The sequence below is a fragment of the Synechococcus sp. BDU 130192 genome (genome assembly GCF_963876085.1).
Lineage (GTDB): Bacteria > Cyanobacteriota > Cyanobacteriia > Cyanobacteriales > MRBY01 > MRBY01.
Genome location: NZ_CAWNNO010000003.1, coordinates 46,684 through 59,652 on the forward strand (window position 1 = coordinate 46,684; position 12,969 = coordinate 59,652).

Consider the following 12,969-nt stretch of genomic DNA (forward strand, 5'->3'; position numbering starts at 1 on the left):
AATTAATAAAGATGTGGTGGTGCATATTTGCAGAAAACTCAATGATCAACGTCTTTGTAAAGGAGAAATGCTTGGGGTTTAACCATGGCGGCGTAGTCCATCCTGCTCGGAGTTGTGGCTTGTGGAAACGGACTGAATATCCCACAGGGGAAGCTTGAGGGTAAAGCAACTGCCCTGGTTGGGTTGAGAACGGAGGCTAATTTTGCCGCCCATACCTTCGATGAGACTTTTGGCGATCGCCAAGCCTAACCCTGTGCCATCCCGGGAGCGAGTCATGGTTTCATCCACCCGATAAAATCGTTCAAAAATGCGAGCTTGGTGGGCTAAGGCAATGCCAATACCCTGATCAACGATGTGGATTAGGGCCATTGGTGAAGCGGTTTCGAGGCAAATTTCAATGGCCTGGTCAGGGGCAGAATACTTTAGGGCATTATCAATTAGATTTAACATCACCTGTTGCAGTCGGTCTTGATCGGCGCGAATCACGACATCTTCTGGGGGTGTTTTGAGGTGAATGGGGCGTTGGTTGATCTGTTGACCCATGACGCTGACTTCTTCGAGAAATGTATTGAGCATGACGGGCTGGGTGCGGAAATGTAAATGGCCCCCGTCGGCCCTGGCCAAATCCAACAAATCTTGGAGCATTTGAATGGTGTGGGTTGTTTCGGTGGCAGCGGTGGCGATCGCCTGTTGTTGATATTCACTGAGGCCATCGCCGCGACGTAGGAGACTCTGGAGATAACCTTCGATAATCGTCAGGGGAGTACGGAGTTCGTGGGAAACATTACCGACAAACTGCCGTTGGTTGTCCCAGGCACTTGATAACCGGGACAACATTTCGTTAAATACCTGGGCCAAACCTAAAATTTCATCGGGCGCTTGCTGGAGTTCTAACTTTGCCCCTTGGAGGTCATCCGCAGAAATCGCCTGGGCCATGTGACTCATTTGGGCGAGGGGTTGGGTGACTTTTTGAATGCGGTGTATGATCGCGGCGATTAATAAAATAAGCGTTGCTCCACTGACCAGGCGCAGCCGCCACAAACTGACATAGAGTTTTTGCAGATCGGCGGTGATGTCCTGGGATAAATACAGTTGGCCTACAGGTTCCCCCGCGATCGCTAGGGAACTAATGCAAAGGACAATTTGGCGATCGCCTACGCGCACAATTTGGGGGGGCATTGCCCCTTGCTCAAAGGTCATCAGATCAGGCACTTGGGCGACAAAATCAGCCGTCGCCGTTGATTGGGTCACCAGTTGACCGTCAGGATCTTTCACCCAAGCCATAACATCAGCAGTCGTCACCCGCTGGAGAGTGCGTACCAGACTGGTTTCCACGGGTTCCATTTCGCTATACAGTTCTAACTGTTCCGGGAATCGCGAGGCAATGTAATCTAGGGTTTGTTTGTGGGCTGCCACGAGGTTTTGCTCCATCTGCCAGCCCGCCCAAATGGCAACGATGCCGAGGCCACAGATCGATAAACCAGCCAGCTCAAAGGTGAGGCGAAATTGCAGGGAACTCGTCGAAAAATGCCAATGGTCTAATTTCAAGCGTTTGGCGATCGCCTTTTTTAGTTTTTTTAGCCCCATTGCTTACTACCGGGAAAAAGATTAAAAATTTGTTGCCCTGCCCTGGTCGAGGTCAAATTCAAAGCGCTGGTCATAGTCGGTCTCCCCATACACATTAAAGCTAATGGTTGGCGTCGTGCCCAATGCTTTCACCCGATGGATTGCGTCTGGCATTAAACAAACCAAATCCCCAGGATTTAATACTAAGCTCCCAGCCTCCACTAACTGGGTCGAATCTCCAGGCGATCGCTGCCAAAATTGATTTTCTTCTCGGCCTTGCAATAGAGCGACCAAGCCCCAACAACCATGGTTATGGATCGGCGAGACCCGTTGGGGTTCCCAGGCCACAAGCTGCACTGTGAGTGGAAAATGCGGTTCATCATACAAAATTTCCACAGCCCAACCTGTTTTTGGATCTGGCGCAATGGGGATCAGTTGCAGCCATTCTGAACTCTGCAACAAACGCTGCACTAAAGGATATAGGGCCTGTAAACGTTGGCGATCGCCTGGCTCACGGTTTAGCAGATCTTCTAAATCCGTCAGGAAACGGTAAAGCCGATAGGGTTGTGTTTTCGATGTCGGGAACTCAGCGGCTGGCCAAAGCTCCTGGGTGCCGCCGCGATCAATAAACCAAGTTTGTGGGGCCATAAATTCATGCAAAAGATGGGACGGCTTGTTTTTCTACAATGACATTTTTGCCTGAGCGATCGCTGATGGCAGTCTGAATTTTTCCTGAAGATTGCTCGACATTTTATTGCTCAATATTTTTAAGTTTTCTCTAGTTTCCCCTCATCTGCGCTTCATGTTTAGCCGATTTAATCAAGCTCAAGAACCACTGCAAAGCTTTGGTTTTAACTCAGCAATCTAATTAATTTCAGGAGAATGACCATGAAAATTCGCTATGCTGCCACCCTCGTATCGATCTCTTTGCTAAGTCTCGGGGCGATCGCCGGCTGTTCCGGTGTCAAAAACCCTTGCGCTGGACTGTTTAAAAATCCCTGTGCGAGTAAAACAGAAATAACCGATCCCTGTGCCTCAAAGGCAAATCCCTGCGCGGCGAAGGAAAACCCCTGTGCTTCTAAAACCAATCCTTGTGCGGCAAAAGAAAATCCTTGCGCTTCTAAGGCAAATCCCTGTGCCGCGAAGGCCAATGAAGCGGAATAAAAATATTTGCTGGCGATCGCTGCTGAAAACATTATGAATTTACGAAAAAAAATCATGAAACAGGTGTCGCGTCTTGCGTTGTCGTTATTGCTGTTACGGCTCAGTATTTTTATTGTGATGTTTGTCTGGACGTTGGATAAATTTTTTAACCCAGACCATGCCAGGGCCGTTTTCGAGAATTTTTATCTGATTTCTGGCCTCAGCAACGGGGTAATTTTTCTCATCGGTATTGTGCAACTGGCCATTGTGTTGGGTTTCGTGACGGGGTTCCAAAAAAATCGGTGTTATTTTTTGGTGCTGCTGCTCCATGCCGGGTCAACTTTTGCTTCCTTTCGGCAATACCTCGATCCCTTTAATAACCTCCTCTTCTTTGCGGCCTTACCGATGCTGGCGGCTTGTTTTACGCTGTTTTTGTTGCGGGATGCAGACACCCTCTGGACGGTGGATTAGGGGCGATCGCCGGATAAAAAGAATGATTAACTTGAGGGAAATTTGATGAAACCTGCTAACTTAAAGGGTGACACCAATCAAAAAACTAGGCATCGACGGCAACCAAAAAAATTACCTTGTTGGAAAAGCTTTACGGGTTTAGCCTTGGGTGCATTTGGGGTAAGTATGCTTTTAGAAGTGGTTGCACTCTCAACATTTTTCGCTGGCATGGCGACGGCGGCCAGTTCAACATCAACCTTTGTCCAGGGGATTTTTGGCACAGGATTTGATCCCCAGGCTTGGTTACTCCAGGGCTTGCAATGGATTGATAGTCTGGGTGCCCTAGGGGCGATCGCCTTTATGGTGCTTTATGTGGTGGCGACGGTGGCCTTTCTGCCGGGGTCGATTCTGACCTTGGGAGCCGGGGTGGTTTTTGGTGTCGCTTTAGGGTCAATTTACGTCTTTGTTGGCGCAACCCTAGGGGCGATCGCTGCTTTCCTAGTGGGTCGTTATCTGGCCCGCCAATGGGTGAGCCAAAAAATCGCCGACAACCCGAAATTTCGCGCCATCGACGAAGCTGTGGGCAAGGAAGGCCTGAAGATTGTTCTCCTGACGCGTCTCTCACCTGTATTTCCCTTTAATCTGCTTAACTATGCCTATGGGGTCACGGGCGTTTCCCTAAAAGACTATGTCCTCGGCTCTGTGGGGATGATCCCTGGCACCATCATGTATGTCTACATTGGCTCCCTGGCCGGAAATCTTGCGACCCTCGGCACAGAAAGCACCAGCGCCAACCCCATTGCCCAGTGGTCGATCCGGATTCTTGGTTTTGTGGCTACTGTTGCTGTGACTGTCTATGTCACCAAAATCGCCAGACAAGCCCTAAACAAAACCGTGACTGATTTGAAGTGAGCTATTCTTGGCGCAGTTTCTAGGGACATAACTGATTCGTGCAAGCTTTGCCTTTCTCCAGTGCCTGTAAATTATCTAAGGTCGTCGTTGCAATATTTCCCAAGGCTTCCTGGGTGAAAAAGGCTTGGTGGGCAGTGATCACTACATTCGGAAAAGATTGTAATAACTGAAACGTATCATCTTGAATCACTGTATCCGATAGATCTTCAAAAAAGAGATTTTCTTCTTCTTCGTAGACATCGGTGCCAAAATAACCCAACTGACCTGTTTTCAGTGCCTCGATAACGGCCCTGGTATCAATTAAGCCCCCCCGACTGGTATTAATCAGCATGGCACCGGGTTTGATCTGGGCGAGGGAGTTGGTGTTAATCAGGTGATAGGTGTCGGGTACTAAAGGACAGTGGAGGGAAATCACATCGGCTTGGGTGAGCAGATCTGGTAAATCTGTGTATTGGACACCCAAATCTAAACAGACAGAATTTTCTTGGGGATCGTGGGCCAGTAAACGACAGCCAAACCCTTGCATAATTTTGGCAAAGCATTCGCCAATTTTTCCGGTGCCAATAATCCCGACTGTTTTACCGTGGAGATCGAAACCCAGGAGGCCATTAAGGGCAAAGTTATCGTCCCGGACACGGTTGTAGGCGCGATAGAGTTTGCGGTTGAGCATCAAAATCAGTCCCACGGCATGTTCGGCCACGGCATAGGGGGAGTAGGCAGGCACCCGAACAACGGTCAAGCCTAATTTGCGGGCGACCTCAAGGTTGATATTGTTGAACCCGGCACAGCGTAGGGCAATGTATTGAGTGCCGTTGTGGGCGAGTTGTTTGAGGACAGCTTCTCCTAGGTCGTCGTTGATAAATGCACAAATGGCCGGAAAACCAGCGGCGAGGCTAACGGTATCGGGGGTGAGGCGTGGTTCGAGGAAGACCAGTTCGTGGTGAAAACGTTGGTTGGTGTTGTTAAAGGAGACTTGATCGTAGGGCTTGCTGCTAAAGAAGGCGATTTTCATGGTGCTTTGGGGTAATGGAGATGGTTTTTTTGGTGATTTCTTAATAATTAGGGTTAGAATCACAAAATAGGTCACAAAACAGACGGTATTGGCTGTGATGTTGGCCAGAATTTTTTAATACTGTAGCGATTTCAGGATTATCTTGCGGCGCTAGGTTTAGATGAAACATTCTTCTCGATATTCTGATGATTGGCAGGCGATCGCCTTACAAGTAAAAGAGGATGCAGACTGGCGCTGTGAACTCTGTGGCTTGGTTTGTATTCCGTCGGATGTGAAGGTCAAAGGCATTGATCGTCACCTGCGGGCTGTTTTAACCTTAAGCGTTCACCACAAAAATTACATCCCCGAAGACAATCGTCGGGAAAATCTCATCGCCCTTTGCTCGGCCTGTCATTTACGCCAACACCAACGCCGTTACGGCTCCCTTCCCCTTGGTCAGTTGAGTTTGTTCGGGGAAGCTTAGGTGCTTCTGGTCTTCTGGGTCTGGGGGGAAGTGGGTTAAACTTTCAGCTAGATCAATTGCTGTAATTTGATGTGGTCTGTGGGAAATGTCTATGAAAAAAATTGCGATTGTTAGTCGAAAAGGGGGCGTCGGCAAGTCCACATTAACGATGAATTTGGCTGTGGTGGCTGGGCCAGCCACGATCATTGATACCGACCCCCAGGCGAGTTGTGCCGATTGGGGCGATCGCCGCGCCGATGATCCGCCGTTAGTCCACACCGTCCCCGCAGGTCGCGTGCAAGTTTCCCTGAAGCGTTGTCAGACCGATTGGCTGTTTGTGGATACCCAACCCAGTGCCGAAGCGAGTTTAATTGAAATTGCCCAAATTGCCGATCTCTGTGTGGTGGTGTTACGACCTGGCCAACTCGAACTCGATGCCCTAGGAGCGACCCTCGCGGCAATCCGGGCGGCCCAAGCCCAAGCGGTTTTTTGCATTAACCAAGCCCATCCCCAGGCCAATTTGACGGAATTGATCGAGGGGCTCGCCGTCTACTACCCTGTCGGGCCATTGATTCGCAGTCGTGCCGATTTTCCTGCTTCTGTTGCCGAGGGACGTGCTGTTACAGAATGGAATCCGGATGGCAAAGCAGCGACGGAAATTAAAAATTATTGGTTGTGGCTCCAGGAGTACCTAAACTAATGGCCCGTAAAAAAGCGACCCTGAATCTTGATCGACTCAACCAACGGGCGACGGCAGAATTCACCGCCGAAAAAGCCTATGAAAATGAAGTTAACCAAAATCTAAAGCTCCTGTTGTTTGAGGATATTTTGGATCGTCCGGGGGGAGATGCCCGTCCCCTCAATGATAAACACGTCCAGGAATTGGTCGATTCGATCCTGGTGCTGGGTTTAATTACTCCTTTGACGGTGGATCGCCATGGTCATCTACTGGCCGGGGGACATCGTCGGGAGGCCCTTTATCAAATTAAACTAGCCCACCCCGATCAATATGCGAGTTTATTTCCCGAAGGAATTCCGGTGCGGGTGGTGGATATTGACGCGGCGGCGGATGCTGTGGATGCCCTGCAAATTGAAATCGAAGAAAATACCCAACGGAAAAATTTTACGGTCACGGAGATTCGGGAGGCGGCAAAAAAGCTAGAAATTGCTGGTTATAAACGCTTACGGGGCCGACCCAAGACGGGAGAAAAATCCTTGAAACGGGAACTGGCTAAGGTTTTTCGGCTTTCTGAGGATCGGATTCAGCGCATTTTAAATGATTCTGCCCCAAAAGGTAGGCGTACACCTACCTTTTCGCCGGAGTCGGCGATCGCCACCGTCGAGAAATGGTCAAAACAACTGGCAGACAGTGAGGATCCAACCCTGGGGCCAGTCCAAGGGCAATTAAAAAAACTCCTCGGAGAACTGCGCAAACTACCACCGTCGAATTCTTAAAAAAGGTATGTTTCTAAAAGGTAGGTGCGCACCTACCTTTTTTTTTTAACTTTCCGAAGACCCAATGGAATTAACCCAAGACATGGAGTAAAAAGCGCGATGTATCATCAACCGTCGGAAATTTGTTTTCGTTTGCCCCAATGGTTGCAGGCATACAGCAGCCAATATCAACCGACCCCAGGCGATCGCCAAAAAATGCGCTTTGTGGTGGGTGCCGCCCGGGAAAATACTATTCAAAAAACAGGCGGGCCTTTCGGGGCCGGGATTTTTAACATCGAAACCGGGGAACTGATCGCCCTAGGGGTGAACCTCGTGACTAGCGAAAATTTATCGTTGCTCCACGCGGAGATGGTGGCAATGGCGATCGCCCAACGCAAATTTAACCAATACAATTTCAGCACTGCAAATTTGCCTGCCCTGGAGTTGGTTACCAGTACCGAACCCTGTGCGATGTGTTTGGGGGGAATCCACTGGTCTGGCCTAAAGCGCGTAGTCAGCGGAGCTAGGGGCGTTGATGCGGAGGCCATTGGTTTCGACGAAGGGCCAAAACCCCCAAATTGGCAAACGGCCCTTGAACAGCGCGGCATTATCGTGAAAACAGAAGTGGAGCTGGCTTTTGCCCAGGGGGTCTTGCAATTTTATCAGGCGCAACAGGGGCCAATTTATAATGCCTAGGCTAGGTGACGCAACAGAAAATTTGCCCGAACTTGCCAATGGCGGCCATTGTGTTGTAGCAAACTCAAACCCCCAGCGGTAAAACAATGGTTTAGAGAACGCTCCCGAAAAAAGGCCCAGGCCCGGTCAAAATTAGTACGGCTTAAATCTTTAAAAGCGATGGTCACATGGGGACAAAAAGGGCGATCGCCATAACGTTGATCCTGAATGTTTAACTGTGTCCCAAAGGCCGTTTTTAATTGGGATTGGCAGTCTTGGAGTTGGGGAGTCAGTTGGACATCAATGTAAACCACGCGCGGCGCAAAGCAATTAAAACCCGTCAACTGAATCGAGAAACTAATTTGGCTTTGGGTAAAGGTTTGGAGAATGTTTTCGAGGTGATCGATGTCTGCGACTGGAAACTTAAAGGGCGGTTGCAGGGTGATGTGGGGCGGCGAATTGAGAGCCTTTTTAGTTTGGAATCGCTCAACACAATAATGTTGCCAACCAGAGGCGATCGCCCCTAGGTCGGGCGGTAACAACAACGCGACGAAAAATAACGATTGGGCCATAGAGATAAATTTAACAAGATGACCAAGCCCGTTGAAAGACTTCGTAAGGCAAAATTTTTGACCAGTCCCAGAGCAATTTATAACAGTAGCGCCGATTGGGAGAATTGGGGTTTACTGTCTGATAAATGTGTTTCACCTGGAGCAAAATGAGGGGTAATTGTTCCGTCTCAATTAATTGACCGAGGGTGTCAACGGTCAACTTGAGGGTACTTTTGCGGCGGGCCTGACGAAGGGCTATGAGTAGATTGGGAATAATCTCTGGATGGTCAGGCAGATAACCACTGAGACGGGCAACTAGCCTTGTGCGTTGATCGAGGTTGGTTTCTAGACTCAATTTTTTTAAGAGACTTTGGCTAGCCAGGGCCTGTTCACGGGACGATTTAGGCTGGGGCGATCTCTCCGAGATCCGCTTTGCGGTGCGCCGTCGGGCGGGCAGAGTTTGACTAACAGTATCTGTTTGCACGAAAGGATGATCTGGACAAATTTCCTGGAGGGTGGCGATCGCCTGGGGAGACGTTGCCGCAAGCTCTAACAAAGTGGCGATCGCCTGGGGATGATGGGGCTGGAGTTTACCGAGACGCAGGGCGGCTTTACGGCGGATGGTTGCTTTTTGATCCGCTGCCAACAGGCGAGAAAGACTGGCAATGACGAGGGCATTATCGGGAGCGATGGCCCCTAAACTGCGGCAGAGATTAAGTTGAAAATTCGGATCTGCGTTTTCTGTCAGCAGATCTTCGAGGTTGGCGATCGCCGTGGGATTGCCAAAATCATGGTTTTTGCCGAGGCTATGGGCTGCTAACCAACGGTCAAAGGCATCGGGATGGGTCGCTAAAAATTGTTCGAGGGTAGTCACCACCCGCTGGCGATCGCTTCTGGAGAGCGCAATGCCTGCCTCCTCAACTAGGGGCGATGGTAACTTGGGTTGCCTCTGGGCGGTGACAAAACGCCATTGCACCAGTTGATCGATCACTGCTTGCCCTTGGGAAAATTCCGGAAACTCGGCTAAAGCTTTGCCAACAAAACAGGTGGCGCGTACTTCGTAGAAACCACCACAATGGTCTTGCCAGTGCAAAAGCGCTTGCAGAAAATTTTCTTTTTCGCCAGCGGCAATTTCTTCGCGCCCCAGCCACAGTAAAATCGTTTCCTGCCAACCCAACGAAAATATCGGATATTCGCCGCCTTCGTCAATAAAAATCTCCCAGTGGGCGATCGCCGTTGCCGCAAAGTATTCTTGAAACGTTAAATGATGGAAAGCGTAGACATTTTCCCCCGTTGTTGCAGAGCGACTGACCCGCTTTAACCACCCCAACTGGAGCGCGAGGGTAAAAAAATCAGGATCAACGGCATCGAAAAACGGTTGAATTTCAGCCTGACGAAACCGAGCTTTTGCGGGATTTTTTTGCAGCACCTTGAGAGCGCACTGCCCTAAAATCTGATTGAGTTGCTGGCGTTGGGTCTGGGTTGTGGGAAAAGTATCTTGTTTCCAGTCATAGAAAGCCTCCACAAACTGGCGATACAAAATGGCTTTTGTCCCCGGCAATTTGCCTTGGGTGAGCTGCCAGGTGCGACACAGTAAGGTCAAATACAGCGGCTGGCGCGCAACCCCACGGATGCGACTATGGATACTGCGGTTTAGTTCACCATAGAGGCGATCGCCGAGTTGAGGTTGTCCTTGAAACCATTTTTGGATAAAGCGTTGCACTTGTTTACGCTGGGCATCATCACTAAAGCCTTGGCAACGGTGGATCACAAAATCAGTAAGGGCATTTTTCCCTGTGTCCCACACCGCACTGCGACAACTCAAAACGACGGAAGCATTGCCTAACCAGCCCTGGAGTTCCCGGTCGAGTTTGAATGACGCTTGGCTAAGATTGTCCCCCATTTCATCAAGGGCATCTAAAAATAACCAGACTCGTTTGTTTTGAATCAGTTCAGCAAATTCAGTCTGGATTTTTGGCGCGATGGTAAATTGCTTAAAAAGCTGCTTTAGCCAAACTTCAAGCAAATAATTTTCTAGCGATCGCCCCCCCACATCGGCCAGGGGGATCCAAACGGGTAGATCTTCGGTTGCCGACAAAGCCAGGGCCAACTGTTGCAAAAAAGTCGTTTTTCCGGCCCCTGGCTCCCCAATGATCGCCAGTCGATTATGGGAAATCTGATGATATTGCGCCAAAAAATCCTGGGGATCATCGCTTAGAGAATCTTCCTCTGCATGGGCGGCAGTCACCCCCAAGGGCACGTACAAATCCGCTAATTCAAAGGCCATGCCATCCCCCGCTGTCAGGGGATTACTGGTTAAGTGGGTATCCAGCGCTTGCCGACACAGGCTTTGCCAGTCCGGGTAAGTTGGGTCATGATCTGTTTGAGAATTCTCCTGAAAATTATTTTGCTTTTTTTCGGATGTCCCCAAGCGACGCGCGGCCCAAGTGTGATTAAACTGTTGTATATTTTCTGCCCGCGCCCAGCGATCGCCCCAGAAATTTAAGGAAAAATGCCAAGTATCAGACCCCCGGATCGTCGTGCGATGATCCTCTAAAATCCCCAAAAAACTTTCTAAATCCTTGAGGGCCGTTTTCAGTTGGGGTACGGTTAAAGGCGTAGGAGTGAGTGCCGTTAAAGTTTGCAAATGGCGCAATTTTGTCTGCACCACCAGTCGTCTGGGCGATTGCCAATGGACTTTTATCGTTGTCCGTAGTCGGTCTAATTGGCGTTCATCTGCATCGAGGGCATCATTTGCAAAATCAAGCAAGCCAAACAGTAGCGTTTGCGATCGCTCCTGGGGAATTTTTCCGTAACTTTGCTTTGGCATACTCTCTAGTGTCCCATAAGGATCACCAACCAAAACAACCACAACCCATTGGCGATCGCCTTAACCCTTCAAATCCTAAGACTCGACTTTGACGCCGCGCCAAAACGCCACGTAGCCTTTAATATTCGCCGCTTTCTCCTTGGGTTCTGGGTAATACCAAGCCGCATCCTTATTTTCTTCTCCGGCTACGGACAAGGTGTAATAGCTAGCCTGACCCTTCCAAGAACAAGTCGTGTGGGTGTTACTCGGCTTAAAATACTCTGTTTTAATGGCATCGGGGGGAAAATAATAGTTTCCTTCTACCACCTCGCAGCGATCGCTTTCTGCCACCACTGCACCATTCCAAATTGCCTGGGCCATCGATATAATCTCCTAATTTTTGCCGTAAAATTATTACGTTTAGAGTTTAACGCACTCGCCTATCTGCTGTGGTGAAAACCAAGTCAACTTAGTCTTACACGCTGCTTTGAATTGTGGGCCTAATCGCCAAGCTTTAATCAGGATTAATTCTGTCAGAAATTATTCTATGAATAGTCAGCTTAGTGACCAATTCAAAAAATTAAATGAAAAGTCACAATATTATTGGAATTTATAAAATCAAACACTATATTTTAGGTTGACACAATGCAAAGAACCCACGCAATAAAATAGATGAACTGCTATTATTTGCCTCTGGATTCTGCCTTAAGCGCAAAAAAAATTCGCCCCAATTGCCTAGATCGGGACGAATATAGCTTGATGGAGGAAACTTGTAAAAAACTATGGACGACACCCGGTTGTCATGGGTCAGGTAACTGTGGCGAGAATCGGGGGCGTAGTTGGGCATTCAGTCAAGGGTCGCAATAAGCAAAAAATCAGAATGCTTGTATTGGTACATAGTTTCTTTTTGTAATGCTGTAATTGACTGAGACGTTAGAGGACAAGGGAATTTTGAGGGAAAAGGCAAAACCCCATAGAACTTTGCCTTTAGGGTTGGTGATATAAGTTTGACAATAGTATTTAAACTATGGACTTAAAATTTAGTATAGCTATTATTCAATGAAATGTAAACAGGTTTAGCCTTAGTATTCTGAGAAAAAATATAAGCAAAACTTATGATAATGCTGTTTTTTAGAGCGGCGATCGCCTTCAAAGTAGCTACAGTGATGCTGAAATGCCCCAAGCTACCGGAGATTGAGGGGAGTTTTGGTTTAAATTTCTAGAAAAAATTTTTTAATGTTTGGAACGAAGAGGTTTTTTTAGATCAAAGAAAAGAGTCAATTATTCAAGAGTTGTATAGATAAGAGAAAAACTACTACACGTAAAACCCTCCCCAGGAATAGCCTCAATGGACAAACGGCGAGAATCAACTGAATAAAGCATCGTTGGGTTTTGCAATTCAGCGAGAATTCCATCCATTGCACTGGGAGATTGCACTTCAATAATTGCTCTTTCTTCTGCATTTAAAAACGCAATGGTTTCTGATGTTTCATTCATACTTTCTGAACAACGCAGCAGAACTGCCTCAGCGGGAATTTCTATGGCATCTAAGATTCGATTGTAAGCTCTGCCATCATCAAAATTAGAGATTGAATCAAAGAATAAAAAATATCGCTGCTCAAATTGAAAAATATTGACACCCAAAGAACTTGGCGCGAACACGTCATTACTCGGAATATCCAACAACCACCCCCCTTGATTGCTCCCTTGCTGGGGCAGACCGATGAAAATACCAGGGCGATTAATGGGCATTCCCCTCGTATTTGGGTCTTGGTAATAAACCAAACCCTGGAAATCTTCGGCTTGTAATAAAGGAGTAGCACTAATTTGGGAACTTGCCCTAGGAATAACGGCTATGGAACCTAAAATTACGAACGCGATCGCCGCACTATTTTTGGTTAAAGTTTGAAACATGAGTCATGGAGGTAAAAAATATTAAGGTGACAGCTTGAGATGGGACTTGGGATTTGGTCTT

Annotated in this window: 14 protein-coding genes; 6 read left to right on the plus strand and 8 right to left on the minus strand. The window is 48.2% G+C overall.

The window, feature by feature from the left end:
• Positions 1–78 precede the first annotated feature (78 nt).
• From AACT35_RS01460 to AACT35_RS01470, 3 genes are all read right to left on the minus strand, one after another.
• Positions 79–1,587: a sensor histidine kinase gene (locus AACT35_RS01460; RefSeq protein ID WP_254047965.1), complete on the minus strand. Its 1,509-nt coding sequence runs from the start codon at positions 1,585–1,587 to the stop codon at positions 79–81.
• A 21-nt stretch (positions 1,588–1,608) separates the two neighbouring features.
• A complete protein-coding gene (locus tag AACT35_RS01465) occupies positions 1,609–2,214 on the minus strand; it encodes a cysteine dioxygenase family protein (protein WP_099238315.1) in 606 nt (201 codons plus the stop codon).
• A gap of 251 nt (positions 2,215–2,465) precedes the next feature.
• A complete protein-coding gene (locus AACT35_RS01470) occupies positions 2,466–2,762 on the minus strand; it encodes a hypothetical protein (protein ID WP_158227949.1) in 297 nt (98 codons plus the stop codon).
• Position 2,763: 1 nt separating this feature from the next.
• Between AACT35_RS01470 and AACT35_RS01475 the strand changes: the two genes are divergently transcribed.
• Both AACT35_RS01475 and AACT35_RS01480 read left to right on the plus strand, forming a co-directional pair.
• Entirely contained in the window at positions 2,764–3,180 is a 417-nt protein-coding gene (locus AACT35_RS01475) for a hypothetical protein (protein WP_254047966.1), read from the plus strand.
• A gap of 165 nt (positions 3,181–3,345) precedes the next feature.
• Complete coding sequence (locus AACT35_RS01480; RefSeq protein ID WP_232309028.1) at positions 3,346–4,071, plus strand: TVP38/TMEM64 family protein; 726 nt, start codon at positions 3,346–3,348, stop codon at positions 4,069–4,071.
• A gap of 19 nt (positions 4,072–4,090) precedes the next feature.
• Here the strand turns inward: AACT35_RS01480 and AACT35_RS01485 are convergent, their stop codons facing one another.
• Positions 4,091–5,083, minus strand: a complete 993-nt coding sequence (locus tag AACT35_RS01485; RefSeq protein ID WP_099238379.1) for a 2-hydroxyacid dehydrogenase — start codon at positions 5,081–5,083, stop codon at positions 4,091–4,093.
• 160 nt (positions 5,084–5,243) lie between these two features.
• Here AACT35_RS01485 and AACT35_RS01490 point away from each other — a divergent pair, with 160 nt between their 5' ends.
• The 4 genes from AACT35_RS01490 (at position 5,244) to AACT35_RS01505 (ending at position 7,655) form a co-directional block, all read left to right on the plus strand.
• Positions 5,244–5,546: an HNH endonuclease gene (locus AACT35_RS01490; RefSeq protein ID WP_012305642.1), complete on the plus strand. Its 303-nt coding sequence runs from the start codon at positions 5,244–5,246 to the stop codon at positions 5,544–5,546.
• Between the two features lie 91 nt (positions 5,547–5,637).
• On the plus strand, positions 5,638–6,225 hold the full coding sequence (locus tag AACT35_RS01495; RefSeq protein ID WP_030008008.1) for a ParA family protein: 588 nt from the start codon (positions 5,638–5,640) through the stop codon (positions 6,223–6,225).
• Positions 6,225–6,980 carry a ParB/RepB/Spo0J family partition protein gene (locus AACT35_RS01500; protein ID WP_099238321.1) on the plus strand — a complete coding sequence of 252 codons (756 nt, stop codon included), beginning with the start codon at positions 6,225–6,227 and terminating at the stop codon, positions 6,978–6,980. Before AACT35_RS01495 ends, AACT35_RS01500 begins: the two co-directional genes overlap by 1 nt.
• A gap of 99 nt (positions 6,981–7,079) precedes the next feature.
• A complete protein-coding gene (locus tag AACT35_RS01505; RefSeq protein WP_065717500.1) occupies positions 7,080–7,655 on the plus strand; it encodes a nucleoside deaminase in 576 nt (191 codons plus the stop codon).
• Here the strand turns inward: AACT35_RS01505 and AACT35_RS01510 are convergent.
• From AACT35_RS01510 to AACT35_RS01525, 4 genes are all read right to left on the minus strand, one after another.
• Complete coding sequence (locus AACT35_RS01510) at positions 7,652–8,206, minus strand: 2'-5' RNA ligase family protein (protein ID WP_065717501.1); 555 nt, start codon at positions 8,204–8,206, stop codon at positions 7,652–7,654. The two genes, AACT35_RS01505 and AACT35_RS01510, sit on opposite strands and share 4 nt — an antisense overlap.
• Before the next feature lie 10 nt (positions 8,207–8,216).
• On the minus strand, positions 8,217–11,015 hold the full coding sequence (locus AACT35_RS01515) for an NACHT domain-containing protein (protein ID WP_099238323.1): 2,799 nt from the start codon (positions 11,013–11,015) through the stop codon (positions 8,217–8,219).
• Between the two features lie 75 nt (positions 11,016–11,090).
• Positions 11,091–11,375 (minus strand): DUF427 domain-containing protein, encoded by a 285-nt coding sequence (locus tag AACT35_RS01520; protein ID WP_062437105.1) that lies wholly within the window; start codon positions 11,373–11,375, stop codon positions 11,091–11,093.
• Between the two features lie 900 nt (positions 11,376–12,275).
• Entirely contained in the window at positions 12,276–12,908 is a 633-nt protein-coding gene (locus tag AACT35_RS01525; protein WP_099238325.1) for a hypothetical protein, read from the minus strand.
• Between the last annotated feature and the right edge of the window lie 61 nt (positions 12,909–12,969).

What these genes read in the sequence shown, in the direction of transcription:
- AACT35_RS01460 (WP_254047965.1), bottom strand. Translation starts at nt 1,587, where the DNA reads ATGGGGCTAAAAAAACTAAAAAAGGCGATCGCCAAACGCTTGAAATTA.
- AACT35_RS01465 (WP_099238315.1), bottom strand. Translation starts at nt 2,214, where the DNA reads ATGGCCCCACAAACTTGGTTTATTGATCGCGGCGGCACCCAGGAGCTT.
- AACT35_RS01470 (WP_158227949.1), bottom strand. Translation starts at nt 2,762, where the DNA reads ATGTTTTCAGCAGCGATCGCCAGCAAATATTTTTATTCCGCTTCATTG.
- AACT35_RS01475 (WP_254047966.1), top strand. Translation starts at nt 2,764, where the DNA reads ATGAATTTACGAAAAAAAATCATGAAACAGGTGTCGCGTCTTGCGTTG.
- AACT35_RS01480 (WP_232309028.1), top strand. Translation starts at nt 3,346, where the DNA reads ATGCTTTTAGAAGTGGTTGCACTCTCAACATTTTTCGCTGGCATGGCG.
- AACT35_RS01485 (WP_099238379.1), bottom strand. Translation starts at nt 5,083, where the DNA reads ATGAAAATCGCCTTCTTTAGCAGCAAGCCCTACGATCAAGTCTCCTTT.
- AACT35_RS01490 (WP_012305642.1), top strand. Translation starts at nt 5,244, where the DNA reads ATGAAACATTCTTCTCGATATTCTGATGATTGGCAGGCGATCGCCTTA.
- AACT35_RS01495 (WP_030008008.1), top strand. Translation starts at nt 5,638, where the DNA reads ATGAAAAAAATTGCGATTGTTAGTCGAAAAGGGGGCGTCGGCAAGTCC.
- AACT35_RS01500 (WP_099238321.1), top strand. Translation starts at nt 6,225, where the DNA reads ATGGCCCGTAAAAAAGCGACCCTGAATCTTGATCGACTCAACCAACGG.
- AACT35_RS01505 (WP_065717500.1), top strand. Translation starts at nt 7,080, where the DNA reads ATGTATCATCAACCGTCGGAAATTTGTTTTCGTTTGCCCCAATGGTTG.
- AACT35_RS01510 (WP_065717501.1), bottom strand. Translation starts at nt 8,206, where the DNA reads ATGGCCCAATCGTTATTTTTCGTCGCGTTGTTGTTACCGCCCGACCTA.
- AACT35_RS01515 (WP_099238323.1), bottom strand. Translation starts at nt 11,015, where the DNA reads ATGCCAAAGCAAAGTTACGGAAAAATTCCCCAGGAGCGATCGCAAACG.
- AACT35_RS01520 (WP_062437105.1), bottom strand. Translation starts at nt 11,375, where the DNA reads ATGGCCCAGGCAATTTGGAATGGTGCAGTGGTGGCAGAAAGCGATCGC.
- AACT35_RS01525 (WP_099238325.1), bottom strand. Translation starts at nt 12,908, where the DNA reads ATGTTTCAAACTTTAACCAAAAATAGTGCGGCGATCGCGTTCGTAATT.